The organism is Brevundimonas sp. MF30-B, from assembly GCF_004683885.1.
Lineage (GTDB): Bacteria > Pseudomonadota > Alphaproteobacteria > Caulobacterales > Caulobacteraceae > Brevundimonas.
Window position 1 is genome coordinate 2,320,603 of the sequence record NZ_CP038440.1, and the last position, 22,858, is coordinate 2,343,460.

Sequence of the window (22,858 nt, forward strand, 5' to 3'; positions counted from 1 at the left end):
TCACTCAACATTGATGGCTTAACGCCATGGAGCGCAATTTTCTTTCAGAAAGTGCACAAGCTGAGTGAGAGAATGCCGCGAACTCGGCGACTCCTCGGTCGTGAGGTTGCTGGTTCAGTAGGTTTCCAGCGCTTCTCCGTGGAGGTGGACATCCAGCCCCTGCTCCTCGCCCGCAGCGGTCACGCGAAGGCCGGTCGTGAACTTGCAGATCATCAAGATGAAAAAGGTGCCCGCGGCGCTGTAGGCGATGATCCAGATCAGACCGATCGCTTGGACGACGACATTGGCGTCTTGCGACAAGCTGTTGACCGCTGTTGTGGCGAAGGCGCCCGTCAGCAAGGCGCCCAGGACGCCCCCTGCCCCATGGAGCCCGAAAGCGTCCAGGCTGTCGTCATAGCGAAGCAGCTTCTTGATCCAGACCGAGGCGACGTAACAGACCGGTCCGGCCGCGAGACCGATGACGACCGCCCCCTTGGGATCTACGAAGCCTGCCGCTGGGGTTATAGCCACCAGGCCGCCGACGAGGCCGGACAGCATGCCGATCAGCGAGACCTTCTTCCTGTGGAGCACCTCGACCAGCTTCCAGGTCAAAGCAGAGGCTGCAGCGGCCAGCAGCGAGTTAATCACCGCCACAGCCGCCAGCGCGTCGGCGGCGCCGGCCGAGCCTGCATTGAACCCGATCCAGCCGACGAGCAGCAGCGACGCGCCGATCATGGTCAGCACCGGATTGTGCGGATTGATGGGGGCGACGCCGTAATCCTTGCGCGCGCCGAGAACGATCGCGCAAACCAGGCCCGCGACACCGGAGTTCACGTGGACCACCGCCCCGCCGGCGAAATCCAGGACACCGGAAGCCCCTAGAAAGCCGCCGCCCCAGACCCAGTGGGCGATGGGTGCGTAGACAACCAACGACCAGAGCGCGGTGAACAGCAGCAGGGCCGAGTATTTGAAGCGTTCGGCAAAGGCGCCGGTGATGAGGGCTGGCGTGATGACCGCGAAGGTCAGTTGGAACGATATCCAGAGGAACTCCGGAATGCCGGGCAGCAGGCCATGGGCTGTTTCAACCGTCACCCCATTCAGGAAGATGGCGTCGAAGCTTCCAACGACCCGATTCACCGTGTCGGCGTCAAATCCGCCCAGGGATCCCGCCCTGCCGAACGCAAGGCTGTAGCCGGCCACGAACCAAGTCAGCGCGACCACCGCAAAAACCCCGACCGACTGGGTGATCGTGGCGATGACGTTTTTGCGGCGCACCATGCCACCGTAGAACATGGCCAGCCCCGGCAGGGTCATGAGCAGCACCAGAGCCGTCGATGTCGTCAGCCAGGCTGCGCCGGCGCTGTCCAACTCCAGCGGAACCTGATGCGCCATAAGCGCTTGGCCTGCCGGCGACGCATGAGCGGCGGCCGGCAGCACCGTTGAGAATAAGGCGAAGGCTCCCGCAAGGGTCGTCCGATATCGCGTCACCTGCTCCATCCCCCAGAACGAAATTGCGCACGTGCGAAATATTTACCGCGATTGCGAAATAAGCAAGTCGCGAAAGCCCTCGGAGTGGAAGCTTTCTTGCAGCGGCCGAGATCAGCTTGTTGAAGCGTCATGTGAGGGTGACGCCTCAGCCTCGGGCGAGCTGGCTGAGGGTAACGGCTAAGACGGCGCGGCCCCGGCCGCGGGCAGGATCGCGACCATCTGAAGCGTGGCGTCGGCGTTCTCCACTATGGTGAAGGTCGACGGCGACAGGCCCTCTGCGTCAAGCCGGCCCAAGAAGGTCAGCAGGCCTGACGTCGAGGCGGATGCGACGGTCACGGTGACCTGACCTTGCGACTCGGCGATGTCCAGATCGACTCCGGCCTCGTCCGCCTGGGCCTGAAGCCGCGTTCTCAGCGGAGCGCCTGCGACGCTGGGCTTCCAGCGTCGCGCAGCCTCGAGCGTCTGATGGGCGGATCGCCAGTCGGACGCCGCCGCCGCGCGCGCCTGTCGCGCGGCGCCGCTTGCGAACCACAGGGCGAGGCATAGGGCCATCGCCGCCGCACAGGCGATGAAGACGCGTTCGCGCTGCGTCCTCGCGAGGAACCAGGCCTGTGGCCTCATGACCGGCGCTCCAGTCGCAGGTCGCTCACGATACGCCCCTCGTCTTCCACAGTGGACAGGTCGTCCGCATCGAAGCCCGCCGTGGCCAGTTCGGACTTCAGCTGATCGAGATCCTGGAACGCGGGATAGGTGACGACGGCGTTCAGCCCCTCGCCCGGCTCGGCGCCGAACGCATCCAGCTCGGCGCCTGGCACGCGCTCGATAGCGGCGGACAGCGCGGCGGCGGCGGCGGCGAGATCACCTGGCGCGCGGGCGGCCCCGACCCGGCGCGCCAGCTCCGCATCGCTCGCCTGCCCGACATCGGACCAGACTAGGGCGGCAGCCGATCGGACCTCGCGCCGTGCCTCCGCCGTCTTCGATTTGAAGGCCAGGACGTGCGCAAGGTCCACGATCATGGGGCTCAGAACGAGTGCCGCCGCCAGGCCTGCGGCGAGCGACCAGCGCTTCATCGGCTCTCTGGCCTGTCTGGCCTGACCTCTCAGATCCAGCGGTGGGTTCAGGGCGAGGTTGGACAGAGTCGCTTCAAAGAGGTCTTCCGCCGGCGTCCGCGCCAGCCCCGGTGTGACGGTCTCGACCAGATCGGGCTGGACCACCGCCGCGAGCGCCCGACCGCGCAGGACCACACCGCCCGCCGCCACGGCGGTCAGAACGGCCTGCGGCTCCTCGGGCCGAGGCAGGACGAGACTGTTCGGCACGACTGACACCGGCGCGAGGTGCAGGGCCTCGAAGTAATCGCCCCACGCCTCCACGAGGGAGGCGGCGGCGACCGCGATCAGCTGCCCGTCTTCCTGCACCGGACCCAGGGCCGCCACGAGGCGATCGGTCGGCGCCGCAAGCTCGTCGCGCAGCCTCCATAGAGCCGCAGCGCGCCTTTGGGGGGCGTTGCCCTGTACGGGCTCGACCCATCGGACCAGCACGTCCGACCCCGGAACCAGGGCCACGTCCCGAACATCCGGCCGCGGCCGAGCCGTCTCCAGCGTGATCTCGCCCCGCTCCAGCAGGGCGCCGGCGCTGTCGAACAGGCGATAGGGCGCGGGATCGGTCGCTCGCTCGGGGATGAGGATCAGGCGTGTCGTCTTCATTCTTCCAGCGTCCAGCGGCGGATGACGGTGCGCACGGCGCCATCGGGCGCGGCGTGCAGAAGGGCGGTGCGGACGGCGCGCGCGCCACCCTGTTCGACCTCGACCTTGAGGCGGAACCAGCGCGGGTCGAAGGCGGGCTGGGCGCGAGTTTCGTCGGAGGTCGGAAGGGCCGCCAGCGCCGGCTGGCTCCAGAAGACGTCGGCTCGGCCCCAGCCCCCGGCCGGGCGGGCGGTCAGCACCTGCCGCGCCGCCGGCGTCGGCAGGCCGCCCAGGGTCAGCATGGTCAGCAACGGCGCCTCGTCCGCGGTCAGGCTGTCGGGATTGAGCGGCGACAGGGCGGTCGTGGGCAGGGCGCAGACCCAGGGGCGCAGTTGGTCATAGAGGTCCGGCGCAAAGCCCTTGATCGCGCGCAGTTCGCTGACCTCGGCCAGCATCACGCCCCCGGTGCGATAGGCTCCGCCGTAGGCGGCGTCCTCCGCGCCCAGCGGCCGCGCCTGCGTATCCGCGTCCAGCCAGTCGACCAAGGCGTCGCCCGCCGCGGCCATGCGGCCGGTCTCGACGCCCAGCGCACGGCCAAGGGCGAGAAACTGCGCCAGCCCCAGATCGCGGACCGATAGATCCTCGCCCACGCCCTGGACCACGCTATTCAGATTGAAGCAGGCCTGGCCGTCGTCCAGCGTGGCCGCCACCGCTCCGCTTTCGATAGGCAGGGTCAGGGTCTGGCCTCGCCAGGCCTCGGGAGCGGGTCTGGCCGCCGGGTCTCGCAAGGCCGCGATACGGGCCGCCGCGAGCCGCTCGGCGCCCGCCGCCAGCGCCTGGGCCTGGGCGCCGCTTTCGGCGTTCACCGCGCGGCGCACCGAAAAGCGCACATCATCCAGGATCACCACGGCCACCGCCGCCATGGCCGCCGTCAGCAGCAACACGGTCAGCAGGGCCATGCCCTCCCGCTCCACACGTCCCCGCCTCATGCCTCCGCGCCCGTCAGGAACAACTGCTCGATCGCGCCCAGACCATCCAGCGTCAGGCGGATGCGCACCGCGTCGGGCAGGGGTCGCTCCATCGAGGCGGCGTAGGCGGGCGCCGCCTGGCCGCCGACCATGAAGCTGACCTCGGCGGCGCGAACGCCGCGCGCCAGAATCTGCGGCGGGCCCTGCCGGGCGCCGTCCAGATGGTCTGTGAAGCGGCGCTCCAGCCGGTCTTCCACCAGCCGATACTCGACCCTTTGCAGCGACGGGCGCGGGTCTTCTCCCGGATTGGTCCAGCCGGCGCGGGTCAGCACCAGCAGCGCGTCGTCAGGGTTCTGGCCGGTCATCATCGGCTGGGCCGAGGGTCGGCCGTTGACGCCGCGCGTGCGCCGTTCGGTCGCCTGGCCGATGTCGGCGCGCAGCATGGCGCGCAGGCGCTGCAGCTCGGCCACGCCCTCGCTGGCCTGGCGCACGCTGTCGCGCGTGTTCAGACTGACCACCAGGACCGAGGCGCCTGCGCCCGCGATCAGGGCGAAGACGGCCAGGGCGACCAGCACCTCGACCAGCGAGAACCCCGCGCGCCTGCTCACGCCGGGCTCCGTCGGAACATCACACGCTCGCCGGCCAGCCGTCCGTCGATGCGCGCCTGAACCGAGATGCGCAGGATGGCCGGGTCTTCGGTGGCCACGACCTCTCTACTCCAGGCCCAGTCTCGGCCGGCTAGCTGATCGACCCCTTCGGTGAGGCCGACCGGGAGCGTGGGCGCGATGACGGCTTCGATGGCGCGGTTGTCCGCCACGACGCTGGCCAGGGCGCGCTCTTCCACCCGCACGGCCGAGCGCGTCGCCTCGCCCGTCAGGTGCAGCAGCGCCAGCGCCCCCAGCGAGAACACCGCAAGCGCCACCAGCATCTCCAGCAGGCTGAAGCCCCCCCGGTCAGTCATTGACCGACACCTCGCCGGCGGCGTCCACAGCCACGGCGCGTTGGACCCCATCGCGGCTCAGCACCAGACGGACCACTTCCGCCGCGCCGACCGGGTCAAAGACAAAGCGCCCATTGGCCGGCGCCAGCGTGGCCTCGACGCCCTCGGCCCAGTGCACGCGCCTGAACGGCCCCTCCGCCAGCGGCGTCCAACCCGCCTCGACGTCGAAGACGGAGAAGTCGTAGCCGGCCGCATCGACCGCCACCGCAACGGGGCGGTTGGTCAGCACGGCCTCTTCACGCGCCCGGATCAGGCGGGCGGCGAAGGCCTCGGCGTCGGAGGTGACGCTGGGCCGAGCGTCGGGCGCGGTCAGCACGACAGCCCCTGCCGCCAGACCGATGATCAGCAGGGTCATCATCAGCTCGACCAGGGTGAAGCCTTGGCGAGACGTCCGGTCACGCCTGCCAGTTGCCGATGTCGGCGTCATCGCCCTCGCCTCCCTCTCGGCCGTCGGCGCCGAAGGAATAGACGTCGAAGGCCCCGCCGTGCGCGCTGCGGCGACGGTACTGATAGGGATTGCCCCACGGGTCGGCGGGCAGACGCCGGACGTAGCCGCCCTGGCGATACCGGTCCGGCTGGGCCAGGTCGGCGGGCGGGCGCGTCAGGGCCTCAAGACCCTGCGCGTCGGTCGGAAAGTTCAGGTTGTCCAGGCGATAGGTTTCGATCGCCTGCTCAAGGGTGGCGATGTCGGCCCGGGCCTTGCCGACCATGGCGCGGTCCTGGCTCGGCAGGACGTTGATCGCGACCACCGTTGCCAGCAGGCCGATAATGACGATGACCACCATGAGCTCCACCAGGGTGAAGCCTTGGCGTGATCTTGTCCGGTCGCTCGCCGCGCGGGAGCTGGCTGTTCGAGGACCGGTGCGGAGTGCGTTCAGGGGCATGGGCGTCATCCCAGGGCCAGGGTGTTGATCTGAAGAATGGGCAGCAGGATCGACAGCACGATCAGCGCCACGAGCCCGCCCATGACGACGATGATCGCCGGTTCCAGAAGGCTCAGCATGGCGGTGGTGAAGGCGGCGAACTCCTGCTCCAGATAGTCGGCCGCGCGATCCAGCATGGGGGCCAGACGACCGGCGGCCTCGCCGGACGCGGTCATGTGCATCAGGATGGGCGGAAAAACCCCGCCGCGCTTCATGGCCGCCGACAGGCCGCCGCCTTCGCGCACGGCGTCCGCCATGGCCTGGGTCGAGGTCTGAAGCGCACGGTTGCGGACCGTGCGGGCCGTAAGGGTCAGCCCTTCCAGCACCGGCAGGCCGGCGTTCAGCATGGTCGCCAGCGTCCGCGCCATGCGCGCGCCGTGCAGGTCGCGGGTCAGCCGGCCGACCACCGGCGCCCTCAACCACCATCGGTCAAACGCCAGTCGCGGACCGGGTCGATGCAGCAGGGCGGCCGAGGCGAGGCCCGCCAGCAGCAAGGCCAGGACGCCAGCCCAGCCCCAGGTCCGCATCGCATCCGACAGGCCGATGACGATGCGCGTCAGCAGCGGCAGGGTCTGGTTCATGCTGTTGAACTGCTCGACCACCTTGGGCACCACGAAGGTCATAAGCGCCGCGATTACGCCCAGGGCGACCACCGCCAGAACGGCGGGATAGATCAGCGCCGTCAGCACGCGCCCCTGGATCATGCGTTCGCGCTCCAGCCCCTCGGCCAGGCGCTCGAGGATGGGCTGCAGCGCGCCCGAGGCCTCGCCGGCGGCGATCATGGCGCGATACAGGGGCGGAAAGGCGCGGCCCTGTCGTCCCATGGCGTCCGACAGCCGCTGGCCTTCCATGACGCCCAGGTGAACGCCGTGCAGGACCCGCTTCAGCGCCGGCTTCTCGGCCTGCAGCACTAGGCCGCGCAGAGCCTCTTCCAGCGGTGAGACGCTGATCAGGGTTGCGAGTTGCCTCGTCGCCATCGCCAGGGCGCGGGTGTCCAGGGGCCGACCACCGCGCGCTTCCGCCGCCGCCTCCTGTGCCCTCTGCGCGCCGGACCGCAGCTCAAGCGGGGTCAGTCCCTTGCGCGCCAGAGCTCGCCGCGCCTGCGCCTCGTCGGCTGCGGTCACCTCGCCGGAGACGCCGCGGCCGGATGGATCGACCGCAAGATAGGCGAAGGCCTGGCTCATGCCGCCGCCTCGGCCACAGGCGCGTCCTGACGCGCGGCGCGTACGGCTTCCTCCACCGAGGTCACGCCCTCGCGCACCGCACGCCGCGCCTGGTCGCCCAAGGTCCCGCCGCCGGCGAAGGCGGCTTGGCGGATGTCGTGCTCATCCGCGCCTGCGGCGACCAGACGGCGGATGCGATCGTCGACCGCCATCACCTCGTACAGGCCGACGCGGCCGACATAGCCTGTGTTGTCGCAGGCCTCGCAGCCGGCGGGCCGCCACACGGTCTCGCCCAAGTCGATGCCCGCCAGTCGCGCCACGGCGGCGTCCGCCGGCTCAGCGCGGCGGCAGCGCGGACAGAGTCGACGCACCAGGCGCTGGGCCGCCACCAGGCGCAGGGTCGAGGCCAGCAGGAAGGATTCCACCCCGATGTCGCGCAGCCGAACCACCGCGCCAGCCGCGTCGTTGGTGTGGACGGTCGACAGCACCAGATGGCCCGTCAGGGCGGCCTGGACGGCGATCGAGGCGGTCTCCGCGTCGCGGATCTCGCCCACCATGACCACGTCCGGGTCCTGGCGCAGGATGGCGCGCAGGCCGGCGGCGAAGGTCATGCCCACACGGGCGTTGACCTGGGTCTGGCCGACCCCCTCCACCGCGTACTCGACCGGATCCTCGACCGTCAGGATGTTGCGGCTGCCGTCGTTCAGCAGCGACAAGCCAGCGTACAGGCTGGTGGTCTTGCCCGACCCCGTCGGCCCGGTGACCAGGACGATGCCGTTGGGCTCCGACAGGCTGCGGCGGAAGACGTCCAGCGTGCCGGGATCCATGCCCAGGTCGGCCAGACCCAGACCGGCCTGATCGCGGTCCAGTATCCGCATCACCACCCGCTCGCCCGCCCGCGCCGGCAGGGTGGAGACCCGCACGTCCAGCGCCCGTCCGCCCAGGCTCAGGGCGATACGCCCGTCCTGCGGCAGCCGTCGCTCGGCGATGTCCAGACGCGCCATGACCTTGATGCGCGACGCCAGCAGCGGCGTGACCCGCGCGTCCAGCGTCAGCATCTCGCGCAGCACGCCGTCGACCCGCATACGCACGCGCAACAGCGTCTCATAGGGTTCGAAATGGATGTCCGACGCCCCGGCCCGCGCCGCCTCGGCCACCACGCCGTTGATCAGGCGGATGACCGGCGCGTCGTCGGCGCCGTCCAGCAGATCGGCTGTGGCCGGCAGGTCTTCGGCCAGGCCTTCCAGGCCGGCGGGCATGTCCAGCGACCCGGACAGACCTTCGTCGGCGTAAATGTCCGACAGCGCCCGCTCGAAGACGCCGCGCGCCATCCGCTCGACCTTCAACGGCCGGCCCAGCGCCCGCCGCGTCTCGATCAGCGCCAGCGGGTCGGCGTCCTCGCGCAGGCCGACGATCGCGATCTCGCCCGCGTCCAGCAACACCACGCCGTGGCGGCGGGCGAAGGCGTAAGGCAGCGTCGGATTGACCAGGGTGATCATGCGCCGCCTGCCGAAGGGCCCGCCGGCGGCAGCGACTGCGCCTCGACCGGGACAGTCGGCGCCGCGGGGCCTGGCGCCGGCCGGTCAAGCACGCTGGGCGCCGCCGGCGGCTGGGTGCGCATGTAATCGCGCAGCATCTCGTCCAGGCTGGGCTCGCGCGTCGGATCCGCGCGCAGCTGCTCGCCGCGCATATACCCCCAGCGATCGGCGGTCAGCGCCTGGGCGTCGGCCGGACTGCGGATGATGGTGGGGCGGATGAAGATCATCAGATTGGTCCGCCCGCGCTGGCGGCTGGTCGACCGGAACAGGCCGCCGACGACGGGAATGTCGCCCAGCCCCGGCACCTTCTGCACGTCCAGCCGGTCGTTCTGGTCCAGCAGGCCGCCGGCCACGGCGATGTCGCCGTCGTCGACCACCAGGGTCGTCTCCAGCTCGCGCTTGTTCAGCACCAGGTCGGACGCTCCGGCGCTCAGCACGCCGTTGATGCTGGACACCTCCTGACGCAGGTTCAGTGTGATCGATCCGCCCGCATTGATCTGCGGCTTGACGATCAGCTTGACGCCGATGTCCTGGCGTTGGGTCGTGCGGAACGGGTTGGTGTTGCCGTCCAGCAGAGTCTCGCCCGTGGTGATCGGCACCTCCTGCCCGACCAGGATGGTCGCCTCGGCGTTGTCCAGCGTCATCAGCGACGGGGTCTGAAGCAGGTTCGACCCCTGATCCGACTTGGCCGCATTGATGATGAAGCCGAACAGCCCGTCCGAACCGATGCGTCCCCCGCCCCCGCCGACAAAGCCGTTGGCGCCCAGCAGGCTGTTCAGCGCCAGGTTCTGCAACCGCTCACGCAGGGGATCGTCCTGATCCAACTGACCGGCGGCCGCGCCCCCCGCGATCGGCAGCAGCGGCGCGGCGCGATCCGAATAGTTGGTCAGGCCCACCGGATTGCCGTCGGACCCGGCCAGCAGCCACTGGACGCCCAGCTCGCGCACCGCCGTGTCGCTCAACTCCACGACGATGGCCTCGATCAGCACCTGCTGGCGTCGAGCATCCAGCTGACGGATCACGTCAGCCAGCATCCGCTGGGTGTCGGCCGGCGCAGAGATGACCAGGGCGTTGGCGCCGGGGAAGCGCGCCACGCTGGCCCGCTGGCCGGGCGAAGGCGCGGCCGGTGCGGCGACGGGTGCGGCCTCAGCCGCCTGAGCCCCGATCGGGGTCGGCGCGGAGGCCGTCTCAGGCGTCTGGCCGACGATCTGCTGCAGGACGGGCAGAAGCTGCTCGGCGTTGGCGTGCTCCAGGAAGACCACGCGGATGTCGGCACTGGACTGCGCCCGCGTGTCCAGGTCAAGGATCAGGCCCCGCACCCGCGCGACGGCGGTCGGATCGCCGCGCAGCACGATGGCGTTGGAGCTTTCAACCGCCGTGGCCGTCACGCCGCCCGCCGACCCGCCTGGCGCGGCCAGCACGCGCTCCAGAACGCCGGCGATCTCGCGCGCCGAGGCGTTGTCCAGCGTCACCACCTCGAACGAGGACCGATCGACGTCGATGCGGCCGACCAGGGTGCGGATGCGGCGCAGGTTATCGGCGAAGTCGGCGACCACCACGCTGTTGGCGCCGGGATTGGCCAGCACTTGTCCCTGAGGCCCCACCAGCGGGCGAATGGTCTCGGCCGCCGAGGCGGCGTCGATGTTTCGAAGCGGGAAGACTTCGGTCGAGAACCGCTCGGACCCCACCGTGGATGGGCCCTGCGCCGCGCCCTGCGCCGGGCTGATGCGATAGGCGCCCGATCCCGTCGGCGTGACGACCAATCCGTTTGCGCGCAGGGTCGACAGAAAGACCTCGAACAGTTCGGCGCGCCCCAGCGGCCGCTGGCTCGATACGGTCACCGTCCCGGTCACGGCCGGATCGACGATGAAGGTGCGGCCGGTCATGCGGGCCACGTCCTGGATAAAGGCGCGGATGTCGGCACCCTGAACGTTTAGCGTCTGAGCCTGGGCCGCCGGCGCCGCCGCAGCGGGAAGGACCGGCGCAACAGCCAGGGTCAGCGCAAGGGTGCTGCACAGGGCGCCGCGCAGGGCGGCGCGCGAACGGGGTCGCGTCATCAGGGACGGGTCCTCAGGGTTGTCGCGCGGGCTTCGCCGTCGCGCTCGTATCGGATCTCGACCGACGCCTTGTCGGCCAGCTGCGTACGCAGCGACGCCAGGGCCTGAGGCGAGTTCAGCTCGGTCCCGTCGACCGCCAGGATCACGTCCCCGGCCTGAAGGCCGGCGCCCCTGAACAGAGCAGCATCAGGGCCGTGGGCGATGCTGAGACCGCGCATGGTCAGGCCCTGCATCCGGGGCCGCAAGGCGCTCGCCAGACGCGCCGGATCGACGGCGGCGGGCGCGGGGGGCGGGGCGACGACCTGCTCGCCTTCGGGCGGCGGTGGAGGTGGGGGCGCGCCCACGGGAACCTCGGCAAACTCAAGCCGTGTCAGAGCCGCGCCGCGCGCTAGCACGACATGGTCCGCGCCGGCTTCGCGCAGGACCAGGCCGGGTTCGACGTCTTCCCCCACGCCGATCGAGATCTGCCGGCCATCGGCAAGTCCGATGATAGCCGAGCCCTGCGGGCCCGAGCGGACGCCGTAAAGCCGCATCTGGCCGGCGGCTCCGGTCTGGGTTCCCGCCAGCGACCCGGCTTCGCCGGTGCGGAAGAAGGCGTCGAACCGTGACAGGATCGACAGGTCGGGCGCCGGCCTTTCGACCGGCTTGGCAGACGGCTCCGTCGCGAACAATGGCCAAGCCGCGCGCCCCGACTGGACCACCAGCAGGGCGATCAGCGTCGCCTCTATCGCCCGGCGGGCGAGGATGGGTCGCGTTACGACCGCCTCGCGCGCCGAAGCCAGGAACTGGGGAATGCCGCGGATCACCAAACGCCCCTCGGCCCATCGGGGCCTGTCGAGCGATGTCTAGCGGCGCAGACGTGACGCTGCTTGATCGCTGGCGCGACAGTCCCGCGACGCTACCGTGACAGCGTCCGGATCAGAACCGGGCCGTCAGGCTGATCGAACCGGAAACGCCCAGGTCGTAGCCGTTGACGATCACTCGCTGGCCCAGCTCCTGATACTCGAGAAAGTCCTCGTTCAGCAGGTTGCGCAGCTCCAGGGCGAAGCCGAAGGTGCGCTGGCCGACGTCGAAATCCTTGCGGTAGACGAAGTCCAGCATCACGCCGGGCCGCTGGATCAGGTCGGGCTCGCCCGGGCGACCACGCGCCGAGCTGCGCTCGGACACATAGTTGGCGATCAGCGTCGCCTGCGACCGCGCCGCATCGTCTTCCCAGCCCAGCTGCAGGTTGGCGACGTGCTCGGACTGCCCCTGAAGGCGGCTGCCATCGATGATGTAAAAGCTGGCCGGCTGGGCCACGCCCAGACTGTTCTGGGTGATGACGGTGTCGCCGTCCTTCACCTGAACCTCTGAGTCGGCCCAGGTGTAGTTGCCCTGCACCAGCCAGCGCTTGTCGGCGACGAAGCCCAGGCCCGCGTTGGGGAAGTCGAAGTACTTTTTCGCTTCCACCTCGAAGCCCCGCACGACGGCGGCCGGCGCGTTCAGGAAGGTCTGCGAGATCGAGGCGCCCTGATCGACGACGCTGGATTCAACAGGCTTGTCCAGGTCCTTGTAGAAGACGCCAGCCGTCACATACTGGCCGCTGGCGAAGTACCATTCGAGTCGCGCGTCCAGGTTCACGATCTCGGTGTTCACCAGATAGGGGTTGCCGATGAAGGTGCGGTCGCTCTCTGTGTCGGTGTACTGCTGGGGCGCCAGTTCGCGGAACTGGGGCCGGCCCAGCGTCTTGGACGCGCCGACGCGCAGCTGCATGTCCTCGGCGAAGTTCCAGGTCAGTGTGGCCGCCGGCAGGATGTAGTCCTGCTCGATCTGGGTCGGCAGGAAGCCGGTCTGGCCGCCGAACAGGTCGATCGGCGTCACGCTCTGCCGGCCGTCTTCGTAACGCGCGCCCAGGGTCAGATTGACCAGAGGCAGCACCTCGGCCTCGACCTGGGCATAGCCGGCCCAGACACGCATGTCCGCCTCATAGGCCGCCGCCCCGTTGGAGCCGGTGACCTCTTCAATCTGCAGCACTGGGCCGATGTTGAAGTCCGAGAACAGATAGTCCACCCGCGAGCGGACCTGCTCCTGGCTAAGACCGTTAGGCGCGATGAAGCGCAGGCTGCGCTGCACGCTGTCGCGCTGATTGTCATAGCCCGAGACGCCGACAGTGAACTTCGCCTCGCGGGCGCTCGACAGCGGCAGGATGTAGCTTAGGTCCGCGCCCCCGCTGGTCACCGTATCGTCCAGTTCACTGAACGAGATGCGATTGGATTGGATGTTGTGCACGAATGTCCCGTCCGGCAGCTGGCCATAGCCGAAGCGGGTCTCATAGGGCGCATCGCGCGAGGTCTGGGCCCAGCTGCCGCGCCATTCCAGCTCCCACTCGTCGCGACCGCCGAAATAATGCTCGCCCGACAGCTGGGTCGAGAAAAGCTCGCGCTCGAACCATTCGGTGTAGTCGTCGCGCGTGTTGTTGCCGGTCAGGTCGTTGAAGCCCTCGCGGCTGCGCGTGGCCTTGGTGACGTTGCGGACATACAGGTTGGTCCACTTCACCGTATTGGGGCCGTTCTCCAGGCTCAGCGAGCCGAACAGGTCCACACCGACGTTGTTCTGGGTGTTTTGGAAGTCGTAGTCGGCCTGGGCCTCGATCTGGCCCTGCGACAGGCGGCCTTCCTGCTGCACGCCGACGCGCCGGCGCCAGGCGTTGTCATAGGCCGCCACGAACACGGCGCCGACCTCGCCCAGGCCCGTCTGCATCGAGTTCCCGCCGCTCAGCTTGACGCCGAAGTTGGCCGGGAGCGTCTCGCGCTGAAGAAGGCGCAGCGGCGCATTGATCAGCGACTGTCCGATCTGCCGCAGTTGGGCGTCGGAGTAGTTCTGTCCGGCCAGAATGCGATTGCCCGACTGGAAGGCCAGACGCAGTTCGCCGGGCACGTCGCGCGTGCCGTCGTCGAAACTTGTGAAATCCGTCCGCGAGCCAAAATGGATCAGGCCTTCGCGGCCGGTCGTCTCACTGTTCGCGCCAACCGACAGGCTGAAATTAAGGAAGGGCTCGCGCGGCGTGGCCAAGGTCGTCAGGTCGATGACGCCGCCCCCGAACTCGCCGGGATAGCGGGCGGAATAGGTCTTCTGCACCGTCACGCCAGCCAGGATGTCGGCAGGGAACAGGTCCAGAGGCACGACCCGCTGCAGCGGCTCGGGGCTGGGCAGCGGCGATCCGTTGAGCAGGGCCGACGAATAGCGCTCGCCCAGTCCGCGTACATAGACAAAGCGTCCCTCCACGATCGACAGGCCGGTCACGCGCGTCAACGCCTCGGCCGCCGAACTGTCGCCAGTGCGCGCCAGATCTTCAGACGTCAGGAAGGCGGCGACCTCGGAGCTCTGGCGATTGGGCTCGGGGATGTTGCGGCCCAGGACGACGATCTCGCCAAGCGCCGCGGGCTGGTCCTGTTCACCGATCTCCGGCTGCACGGCGGCGGGGCCCGACAAGGGCGCGGCGGCGGACTGCGCAGCAGCGGCGCCGGGCAGTGTAAGGGCGCTGGTCGCCATAAGGGCGCCGGCCAGGGTCAGGGTCACGGTCTTCATTCTGGGCCTCGGAAGGGATCTCGACGGGAAAAGGAGGATCGGGGGGCGGTCATCCGCCCCCCGTCCGTCGTCAGCAGGTCGATCCGGCCTGCAGGCCGCAGGTCCAGCCCAGGTACCAGGTGTCCGCCGCGTTACGGACCGCGCCGATGTAGGTCACCGGCTGGAACCAGCTGTAGATCGTCTGCGGGTTCACCGGGGCCACGGCGGTCTCGTTGGCGCCGTTGATGAAGGCCAGGCTGGTGTTCTGCATCGTGGCGCCGGCCGGGGCGGTCATGGTCGACGTGCCGTTGGCGGTGTTGCCGGTGTTGGTGCCGCTGATGAAGATGGCCGCCGTCGCCGCCGCATTAACGTTCGCATCGTCTTCATACGGACGCGAGCAGGCGAAATAGACCGAGCGGAAGATGGGGCCGTTGGCCACCGTCTGGGCGTCGTCGATGTCCAGGCAGGCGGCCGCCGAGGTCGAGGGATTGGTGAAGACCGAGTTCAGGATGGTCGGCTGAACGCCCGTGTTCAGGGTGACGATGGCGTCGGCGGCCACGGCGGCGTTGCGGCCGACAATGGTCCAGTTGGACACACGCGGCTGGGTGTAGAAGGTCGTGCCAGTTGGAGCAGCGGACCATTCGAAACCGCGGCTGCCGTTGGTCACGGCCGTCGGACGCTGAGTGACGATGCCGAACTGGGCGCCGCCGCGCCAGCCGGTGTCGACGTCGAAGCCGTCGTCGTCCGCTCCGTTGATGACGATGTAGCGCAGGTTGACGGTGCCGCCGAAGATTTCGATGCCGTCATCTGAGCTGTTGTAGGACTGGACGTATTCAACCGTGGTGCCGCGGCCGACACCGGCCAGCGTCAAGGCCTGAAGCTCGTTGTTGGGCGAGATTTCAAAGCCGGAATAGTTGATCTGCACGTAGCGCAGCCGGCCCGAGTTATCGTCGGGGCTGTTGCCGCCGTAGTTGGCGCTGGTGCCTTCCACGACGCCCACGCAGGCCTCGTTCGGCGCGGTCACGCCGACCGGGCAGACGGCGCCCGGCGCGCGGCCGGCCAGGACGATGCCGCCCCACTGGCCCTGCGAGTTGGCCGTGGTCTGGCCCTCGATGTTCTGGCGGCTTGTGAAGATGATCGGGTTGGTGGCCGTGCCCTCGGCGAAAATCTGCGAGCCGCGGTTGACCAGAAGATAATCCGAGCCTCCCGAGGCGAAGACCTTGACGCCCGCCTCGATGGTCAACACGCCCTGTTGGCTGCCCGCCACCGGCGCGTTCGGATTGGCGCCGCGGTCGGTGCCGACCTCGGTGCGGCCGCTGATGGCGTAGATGGTGCCTGCCCGCAACGGCAGCGTCAGGTTGCCCAGAATCTGCTGGGGCAGTTGGCAGGCGCGCAGCGTGCCGTTAGCCACCACGCCGATATTCGACAGGCCGGTCGGGCAGTCGGCCGCCGGCGTCCCCGGGGGCGGCGTCGTCGGAGGCGGCGTTGTCCCGCCGCCGCCGCCGAAGCCGCCCTCGCCAGGCGAAGCCACTTCGGCGGATCCGCAGGCCGAGAGCAGCAGAGCGCTGGCCGCGACGGTCAGCAGGGATTTCAGTTTCAAGCCGGTCATTTTGGTCACCGTGACTGCCAATGGTTTCGGCAGACACGGAGCGGAGCGTCATGCTCCGACCCGATAGCGCTTAGCGCCTTCGCCCGCCCAATGCCGCAGTAGCGGAGCGGTATGACGGTCTCTCACGGTTTGGGTGACGCCTGCCGCAATGTTCGGCAACGCTTCCGAGACGCAGATGTGACGTTCAGATGTTGTCAGAGGCTTATCGGGCCATTTGGAAGCGGCGCCGAAAGGCTCCGAAAGGCCTGATTATTCCCACCCGCCCATGGCAATGCACGCCGTGCAATAAATGCCACAGCGTATTGCTGTCACGGCCGGCTATCTTTGGGTTAGAGCACCCGCTGTTTATCGGCATCGGCCAGCGAACGCAGGGCTAGGCTTGAGCACCGGACGTCGACACCGGTGGCGACGGTGCCCGCCCCACCTAACCCGATGTCGGCAGTGCGCCAGAACCGGACATTCCGATCAAAGCCAATAGGCGACCTTGCACCAACGCTATCCGAGCCGGCGGATGAGCGCCTTGCTCAAGGAATGGATCGTCAAATAGGTCTCGCCATCAAGCTCATAGCCCTGCGAAGAGTGGCGAATGACGACGGTGGCTCCTGCCCGGGAGCCACTGACCCCGAAGTCCAACCTTTTAATGGCGTGTCCCAGCCAGACGGCCGCAGGACCGTCGGCTTCGATGAAAGCCGTTCCACGGCTGGTCCCCCGCGTTTCGAACCGGCCGCTCGTCAGCGAGAACGCCAGATTGGCCTGATCGAACGCCTTGCCGATCGCGCCGGACAAGGCGACATCCTCCGGCGCGCCATCAACGAAGCGGCCATCGCCCGGCAGCAGCCAGATCCGGTCGGCGGCATTGAGCGATAGCTCCAGATCGTGACTGGACAGAATGATCGAGACGTCTGTTTCACGAGCGATCCGGCGCAGGGTCGCCGTGATGGTCACACGACTGGGCAGGTCCAGGAAGGCGGTGATCTCATCCAGCAACATGACCTGCGGGCGTTGAGCCAGGGCTCTCGCGATCATGACCCGCTGCCGCTCGCCGTCCGACAGGCTATCGACGAAGCGGTCGCGCAGCTGCTCGCCGTCGACCTGTTTCAGGACGTCGTCGCAAATCTCGTGATCCTCGTCCGAGAGCGACCCCATCCAGCCCGTGTAGGGTTGGCGGCCCATCTCGACCAGTTCATGGACCCGCAGCGAGCCGACTTGGGGTCGATCGGTTAGAACTACGGCGACCTTGCGCGCCCGCTCGGCGGCGGGCCAGCGCCGCACCGGCCGCCCGTCGAGACAGGCCTCGCCTTCGACGGCCGGAATGAAGCCCGCCAGCGTCCGCAGCAGGGTGGACTTGCCCTGGCCGTTCCGCCCCAGCAGGCAGATGAACTCGCCGGGTTCGACGACGACCTTCTCAAGCGTCGAAAGGACGGTTCGGTCATAGCCGATCCGGAGGGTGTCTATCGTGTACATCAGCCCTCCCCGCCGCGAAGATTGCGCGACTTCAGCAAGAGCAGGATCACCAGCGGGGCGCCGATCAGCGCGAGGATGGCGTTGAGGTGCAGGAAATGCTGCTCCCACGGCAGGTGGACCACCAGGTCCGCCGCCAAGGCCAAGACCGCCCCGATCAGGGCGGTCGCCGGGATCAGGCCGCCGATCCGCGCCGAGCCGAGTAGGCCTCGCGCGAGATGCGGCACGATCAGGCCCACGAAGGCCACGGGACCACAGAAGGCCGTCACGGGCGCGGCTAGCAGAATGGTCGTCCCGAGCACCAGCCGGCGCAGGCGGGGCACGTTCACGCCGAGGCTCTCGGCATAGACGTCACCCAGCAGGAGCGCGGTCAGGGGCTTGGCGAGAACGACGGCGCCGACAAGCCCGATCGCCAGCAAGGGGGCCAGGGTCGCGAAGTCGCCCCAGACGACATTGGCAAAGGTGGCGTCGTTCCAGGCCGCGAAGATCCGTCCCTGGCTGCGGTTGGTGAAATGCAGCAAGACGCTGATCAGCCCTTGGGCGAGGAAGCCCAACATGAGCCCCAGCACCAGAAGGGTGACGGTGCCCACCCGGCGCGCCATGGCGCTCATGGCCAGCGCCACGCCGAGCGTCCCCAGCACCGAGCCGGCGACGACGCCCAAGCCGGCGAAGCCTGTCAGGATCATCAGGAAGCCGGGACCGACGACAGCGCCGGCGACGACGACCAGGGCCGCGCCGAACTGCCCCCCCGCCATCAGACCCAGTGACCATGCATCCGCCAGCTTGTTGCGGAACAGGGTCTGCATCAGCAAACCGGCCAAGCCGAGCGCCGCGCCGCCGATCACGGCCGCCAGCACCCGAGGCAACCGAAGATCAACGACAATGCGCGACTCCATCGACCCCGATCCGATCGAGCCCAGGCCGGACATCACCTCTCCTGGGCTGAGCATGACCTGACCGATCATCAGGCTGGCCAGGATCACGATCAGGAGGATGAGAACCAGCCCCCCTTCAACAAGCGCGGGCCGCGCGAAGGCGGAGGTCATCGGTAGACGCCCCGAGCGACGGGCTTGAGGAAGCGGAAGGATTCAGTGACCAGCTCCGGATGCAGCGCCTTCACGAAATCCGCCAGAACCCAGTCGGGCCGGACGAAGGCGGTCTGGTACCAGTCATAAGCGTTGGCGGAGAGATTGCTGCGACCGGTGTTGGCGAACAACCTTCCGGCGCGGAAGGCCGGTGAGACACCCTCCACCACCGTGCTGCGCGGCGGGGCCGCGTGCAGATCACCGACGATCCAGACCTCGGCCTGATCCGCCATCGGCAGGATCTGCTCGGTCGCTAGGGTTTCGGATGACCATTTGCGCGGGTCTTCCGGCCGAAGCAGCAGATTGCGGCCGCCGGCGTCGGCCAGATACGCCTGTTCCGCCCCACGGACGGTGGCGACCCAGCGATCTCCCCCCGCCGGATAGGCCCAGAGCGCCGGCACAGCCGGCCGCGCGGCCGCCGCCGCCTTCAGCGCCTCGACGCGGGTTTCGATCTCGTCGAACAGGCGTTCGGCCTCAGCTTCCCGCCCGGTCAGCAGGCCATGAAGGCGGATCCATTCGGCGCGACCCAGATAGCTGGGTTCATCCTCGGCGAAGGTCGGCGCGACCGTCAGCCCCAGCCGACGGGCCCGATCCAGCACCGGCGTATGGGACAGGTCGGACAGGCGCATCAGGAAGACGTCGGGCCGAGCGGCCAGCAGAACGTCAAGGTTGGGCGGGGCGTGCCAGTTGTAGCCGATCTGACCGATCCGCCCCTCGATGACGCCGCGACGCACGTCGTCATCGTAGGAGACGCGTCCGCCCACGGCCACCAGCCGATCCTTGACGCCGAGTTGGCCCAGAAAGGCCTCGTCAGAACTGGCGTTGGCGGCGATCCGCATCACAGGCGTGCGGATGACCGTCGCATCCCGCAGTCCTGACGGCAGGGTGGGCTCCGCGCCCTCGCGCGGCGCCAAAACCAGGACGGCCTCCTGCTCCTGCGCCTGGCCGCCGCTCTGATCGGCGACCGGTGCCCGCAGACGCGCCACCGCGTAACCGCCATGGCGCTCGAGCTTGAGATAACGAGCATGTCTGAGCGGGATCGGCGTTCCGCTGGAGCTCCCCGTGGCCTTTGGCTCATCCCGGACATCAGAGCAGGCTGAGAGCGCCGATGCGCCGGCGGCCAGCAGGAATGATCGTCTCAGCATGTCTCGCCACCTCCCGCTCGGCGCGGAACAGAAAAATCCATCCCTAGGGGTGACTAACCGCAATGTTATAGCATAACAAGCGCGACCATTTCGTTCGGGGGACCCCATGAAACTGCTGCTAGCGACCGTCAGCCTCGCCGCCCTTTTCTCAGCGCCGACGCTAGCGGTGGCACAGGATGCTCCGATCGGCGCGGCGGACGACGACGCCGTCGAATTGGACGCCATCACCGTCTTCGGTCGCCCGCTCGGCCGTGTCCCCGGCGAGACCGCGACCAAGACGGGCGCCCCGGTTCTGGAGACGCCCTTCACGGTCAACATCGTGTCGCGCGAGCTGCTGGACCTGCGGAATGTCTCCAACATCGGCGAGGCCGCAGAGACCGTCAGCGGCGTACAGCGCACCATCGGCTTCTCGGGCAACCAGCGCTTCCGCATCCGCGGCTTCCAGAACATCTCGACCCTGCGCGACGGCTTCCGCCAGTCGGTCAGCCAGCCGGAGATCGACCTTCAAGGCGTCGAGAGCATCGAGGTGCTCAAGGGTCCAGCCTCGGCCCTCTACGGCCGCTTCGAGCCGGGCGGCGTGGTCAACTTCGTCTCCAAACGCCCCTATGGCTGGTCGGGCGGCGAGGTCTTCGTCGTCGGCGGATCGAATGCCTACTGGCGGGGCGGCCTGGACGTGAACGCCCCGCTCACCGCCGACGGCACGGTACTGGCGCGCCTCAACGTCGGTTACGAAAACGCCGGCAGCTATCGCGACCTGGTCGACAACGAACAGCTCTACATCTCGCCCGTCGTGGAATGGCGTCCGGACGCCGAGACCAGCCTCCTGGCCCGGCTCGAATATCTCCAGCGCGACGCCGCCTTCGATCGCGGCTTCGGTAACAACGCCGCCTTCCTGGATCAGCCAGTCAGCCGCAACTACGGCGAGGACTTCATGCGGATCAAGAAGGAGCAGTGGGTCGCCGGCCTGGAGTTCAACCGCCGCCTGAACGCCGACTGGCGCCTGCGCCTGGGCGGCTTCGTCTCGGCAGTGGACGTGCCCGAGGAGCAGTTCTTCAACTACGGCTTCCCGCCTCTGTCCGGCACGACCGTCAACCGCAGCTTCGTCAGCTATGACGAAACGCAGGACGACCTGACCCTGCAGGCCGAGCTGTACGGCCGGGTCGTCACGGGCCCGCTAACTCACCGTCTGCTGATCGGCCTCGATCGCAGCCGGGACGAGCTTTCCTATCTCGACGGGCAGATCGCATACGGCCAGCCGATCGATCTGCTGAACCCCGTCCGCACCGGCCGTCCGACGGGCTACCTCGCGGTCGGCGACAGCCATTACGACTACACCTCGACCGGCCTCTATGTTCAGGACGAGATCGCCTGGAACAATTGGCGGCTGCTGCTGGGCGGACGTGTGGAGGAGGTCGAGACCTATGCATTCAGCGCCGACTTCGTCGATCCGGGCGTCAGCCGCACGGACAGGCCCTTCTCACCCAGGGCCGGCCTGACCTATCTGGTCACCCCGGACTGGTCAGTTTACGCCAGTTGGGCCCGTTCCTCGCGCAACGAGGGCGATGCGGGTCTGCTGGAAAGCGGGCTGACGCCCAAGCCCACGCGCGGCGAGCAGGTCGAGCTCGGAACCAAGGCGCTGGCCTTCGACGGCCGGGCCGAACTGACCCTGTCGGCCTTCGAGATCACCAAGACCGACGCCGTGGTCTCCGACCCCGTCGACTTCAACCGGGTCATCCAGGCCGGCGAGATCCGCGTGCGCGGCGTCGAGGCCGAGGTGTCGGCGCGACCGCTCGATCCCTGGACCGTCGTCGCCTCCTACGCCTGGAGCGACAGCGAGATCGCCGAGGACACCAACACCTTCATCGTCGGCAACCGGCTGGCCGGCGTTCCGGATCATCAGGCCGCCCTGTGGACCTCGTGGGCGTTCGACTGGCCTCTGACCGGGCTTACGATCGGTGGCGGCGTCTTCCACGCCTCGAGCCAGGCGGCCACGACCAGTAACAACCTCGACCTGCCGGGCTACACCCGAGTGGACCTGAACGCAGCTTATGAATTCGCAGACGGATATGAGGTTCGGCTGAACGTCGACAACGTCACCGACGAGACCATCTTCATCACCGGCGGCTTCTCGCAGATCTACCCGCAGGCCCCGCGCACGGCCCGCCTGACCCTGAGCAAGCGGTGGTAGGATGCGCGTCGCTGTCGCCATAGCCGCCGTGCTTGCCTTGACCGGAGGGGCGCAGGCCTCTCCCGTCGACCAGACCGCGGCTCCACGCTCCGAGGCCCGCCCCGCTCTGAACCACGTCTACATCGTGGTGGACGGGCCGACCTTCGCGGCGTTGAGGGATAACCCGACGCTGGCGGCCGTGCTCGGCCGGACGGACGGAGGATTGCCGGACTACGCCCCGCCCCAAGCCGACGCCGATCGGATCTTCTTCCGTGGGCGAGAAACCTATCTGGAGATCTTCGCCCCGGATAACAGGTTCGAGGAACCTGTCGGCAAGGTCGGACTGGGACTAGGCCTGGACGCCTCGGACGGCTTCGACGCCGTCGAGCGAGCTTGGCGTGTTCATTGCGGCGATCGCGCCCGACGCACCCCGGTCGAGTATCGACGCAGCACGCCGCCAACGCCCTGGTATGACGCTGTGCAATGCGACGACACCGCGGCTGGCCCGGACCTGGCGGTCTGGGCCATGGTATATCGACCAGAGTTCCAGCGTTGGCAGACGGGCTCCGACGCCACCGAGCCGCCACTGGTCCGCCGCGCCGACATTCTGGCCCCTCGCGCCGACGCCGGTCAGGGACGGTTCGACATCGTCGGCCTGACGCTATCCTTGTCTCCAGATCTGCGAGATCGGCTGATCTCCCAACTCGTCGCCGCCGGCTTCCAGCGCCACGATCGACGGGATGCGACCGAGCTCGAAGGAGACGGCCTGCGCCTGCGGCTGGTCGAGCCTTCGACGACGCGAGGCCTGATCGCGATCGACCTGACCGTCGCCTCCGAGGCTGCGCTCGCGCTCCCGCTCGGGGCCGCTTTGCTGACTGCCGACGCCGGCGGCCGCGCAACCCTTCAGTTCTCCTCCTTGCAGATGCCATCCGCCGGAGAAGATCAACCTCCCAGAAGGTGAGCTTCTTGCCGTTTTGATTTCACGCCCTCTGCGTCAGCTTTGCGCCAAGAGCGGACACTCGCTTCGTCGTCAGAACTGGACGTCCC

At 68.5% G+C, this 22,858-nt stretch carries 19 protein-coding genes; 2 read left to right on the plus strand and 17 right to left on the minus strand.

Going from position 1 to position 22,858, the window contains the following annotated elements; all coding sequences use genetic code 11:
* Window positions 1-114 precede the first annotated feature (114 nt).
* From E4M01_RS11750 to E4M01_RS14460, 17 genes are all read right to left on the minus strand, one after another.
* On the minus strand, window positions 115-1,476 hold the full coding sequence (locus tag E4M01_RS11750) for an ammonium transporter (RefSeq protein WP_135063755.1): 1,362 nt from the start codon (window positions 1,474-1,476) through the stop codon (window positions 115-117).
* 168 nt (window positions 1,477-1,644) lie between these two features.
* The gene (gspM, locus tag E4M01_RS11755) at window positions 1,645-2,088 is read right to left on the minus strand and encodes a type II secretion system protein GspM (protein ID WP_135063758.1); all 444 of its coding nucleotides are present in this window, start codon (window positions 2,086-2,088) and stop codon (window positions 1,645-1,647) included.
* The gene (gspL, locus tag E4M01_RS11760) at window positions 2,085-3,170 is read right to left on the minus strand and encodes a type II secretion system protein GspL (protein ID WP_135063761.1); all 1,086 of its coding nucleotides are present in this window, start codon (window positions 3,168-3,170) and stop codon (window positions 2,085-2,087) included. Before gspL ends, gspM begins: the two co-directional genes overlap by 4 nt.
* Entirely contained in the window at window positions 3,167-4,108 is a 942-nt protein-coding gene (gene gspK / locus E4M01_RS11765) for a type II secretion system minor pseudopilin GspK (protein WP_245158255.1), read from the minus strand. Before gspK ends, gspL begins: the two co-directional genes overlap by 4 nt.
* A gap of 26 nt (window positions 4,109-4,134) precedes the next feature.
* Window positions 4,135-4,725 carry a type II secretion system minor pseudopilin GspJ gene (gene gspJ, locus E4M01_RS11770; RefSeq protein ID WP_135063767.1) on the minus strand — a complete coding sequence of 197 codons (591 nt, stop codon included), beginning with the start codon at window positions 4,723-4,725 and terminating at the stop codon, window positions 4,135-4,137.
* Window positions 4,722-5,078, minus strand: a complete 357-nt coding sequence (gene gspI / locus E4M01_RS11775; RefSeq protein ID WP_135063770.1) for a type II secretion system minor pseudopilin GspI — start codon at window positions 5,076-5,078, stop codon at window positions 4,722-4,724. Before gspI ends, gspJ begins: the two co-directional genes overlap by 4 nt.
* Window positions 5,071-5,544 (minus strand): GspH/FimT family pseudopilin, encoded by a 474-nt coding sequence (locus E4M01_RS11780; protein WP_135063773.1) that lies wholly within the window; start codon window positions 5,542-5,544, stop codon window positions 5,071-5,073. Before E4M01_RS11780 ends, gspI begins: the two co-directional genes overlap by 8 nt.
* Window positions 5,513-6,001 (minus strand): type II secretion system major pseudopilin GspG, encoded by a 489-nt coding sequence (gene gspG, locus E4M01_RS11785; protein WP_209316037.1) that lies wholly within the window; start codon window positions 5,999-6,001, stop codon window positions 5,513-5,515. The genes E4M01_RS11780 and gspG overlap by 32 nt, the downstream gene beginning before the upstream one ends.
* 5 nt (window positions 6,002-6,006) lie before the next feature.
* Window positions 6,007-7,224 carry a type II secretion system inner membrane protein GspF gene (gene gspF / locus E4M01_RS11790; protein WP_135063779.1) on the minus strand — a complete coding sequence of 406 codons (1,218 nt, stop codon included), beginning with the start codon at window positions 7,222-7,224 and terminating at the stop codon, window positions 6,007-6,009.
* Window positions 7,221-8,702, minus strand: a complete 1,482-nt coding sequence (gspE, locus tag E4M01_RS11795) for a type II secretion system ATPase GspE (protein WP_135063782.1) — start codon at window positions 8,700-8,702, stop codon at window positions 7,221-7,223. Before gspE ends, gspF begins: the two co-directional genes overlap by 4 nt.
* Window positions 8,699-10,798: a type II secretion system secretin GspD gene (gene gspD, locus E4M01_RS11800; protein WP_135063785.1), complete on the minus strand. Its 2,100-nt coding sequence runs from the start codon at window positions 10,796-10,798 to the stop codon at window positions 8,699-8,701. Before gspD ends, gspE begins: the two co-directional genes overlap by 4 nt.
* Window positions 10,798-11,604, minus strand: coding sequence for a type II secretion system protein N (locus E4M01_RS11805; RefSeq protein ID WP_245158257.1), 807 nt, complete (start codon window positions 11,602-11,604; stop codon window positions 10,798-10,800). The genes gspD and E4M01_RS11805 overlap by 1 nt, the downstream gene beginning before the upstream one ends.
* Window positions 11,605-11,716: 112 nt before the next feature.
* Window positions 11,717-14,365 carry a TonB-dependent receptor domain-containing protein gene (locus E4M01_RS11810; protein WP_135063788.1) on the minus strand — a complete coding sequence of 883 codons (2,649 nt, stop codon included), beginning with the start codon at window positions 14,363-14,365 and terminating at the stop codon, window positions 11,717-11,719.
* Window positions 14,366-14,435: 70 nt separating this feature from the next.
* Window positions 14,436-15,953, minus strand: a complete 1,518-nt coding sequence (locus tag E4M01_RS11815) for a hypothetical protein (RefSeq protein WP_135063791.1) — start codon at window positions 15,951-15,953, stop codon at window positions 14,436-14,438.
* A gap of 495 nt (window positions 15,954-16,448) precedes the next feature.
* Entirely contained in the window at window positions 16,449-17,417 is a 969-nt protein-coding gene (locus tag E4M01_RS11820; RefSeq protein ID WP_135063794.1) for an ABC transporter ATP-binding protein, read from the minus strand.
* Window positions 17,417-18,460 carry an iron ABC transporter permease gene (locus E4M01_RS11825; protein ID WP_135063797.1) on the minus strand — a complete coding sequence of 348 codons (1,044 nt, stop codon included), beginning with the start codon at window positions 18,458-18,460 and terminating at the stop codon, window positions 17,417-17,419. Before E4M01_RS11825 ends, E4M01_RS11820 begins: the two co-directional genes overlap by 1 nt.
* Window positions 18,457-19,644, minus strand: coding sequence for an ABC transporter substrate-binding protein (locus E4M01_RS14460; protein WP_135063800.1), 1,188 nt, complete (start codon window positions 19,642-19,644; stop codon window positions 18,457-18,459). The genes E4M01_RS11825 and E4M01_RS14460 overlap by 4 nt, the downstream gene beginning before the upstream one ends.
* 106 nt (window positions 19,645-19,750) lie before the next feature.
* Between E4M01_RS14460 and E4M01_RS11835 the strand changes: the two genes are divergently transcribed.
* Entirely contained in the window at window positions 19,751-21,832 is a 2,082-nt protein-coding gene (locus E4M01_RS11835; protein WP_135063803.1) for a TonB-dependent siderophore receptor, read from the plus strand.
* 1 nt (window position 21,833) lies between these two features.
* Window positions 21,834-22,772 carry a DUF5829 family protein gene (locus E4M01_RS11840; protein ID WP_135063806.1) on the plus strand — a complete coding sequence of 313 codons (939 nt, stop codon included), beginning with the start codon at window positions 21,834-21,836 and terminating at the stop codon, window positions 22,770-22,772.
* Window positions 22,773-22,858: the final 86 nt, after the last annotated feature.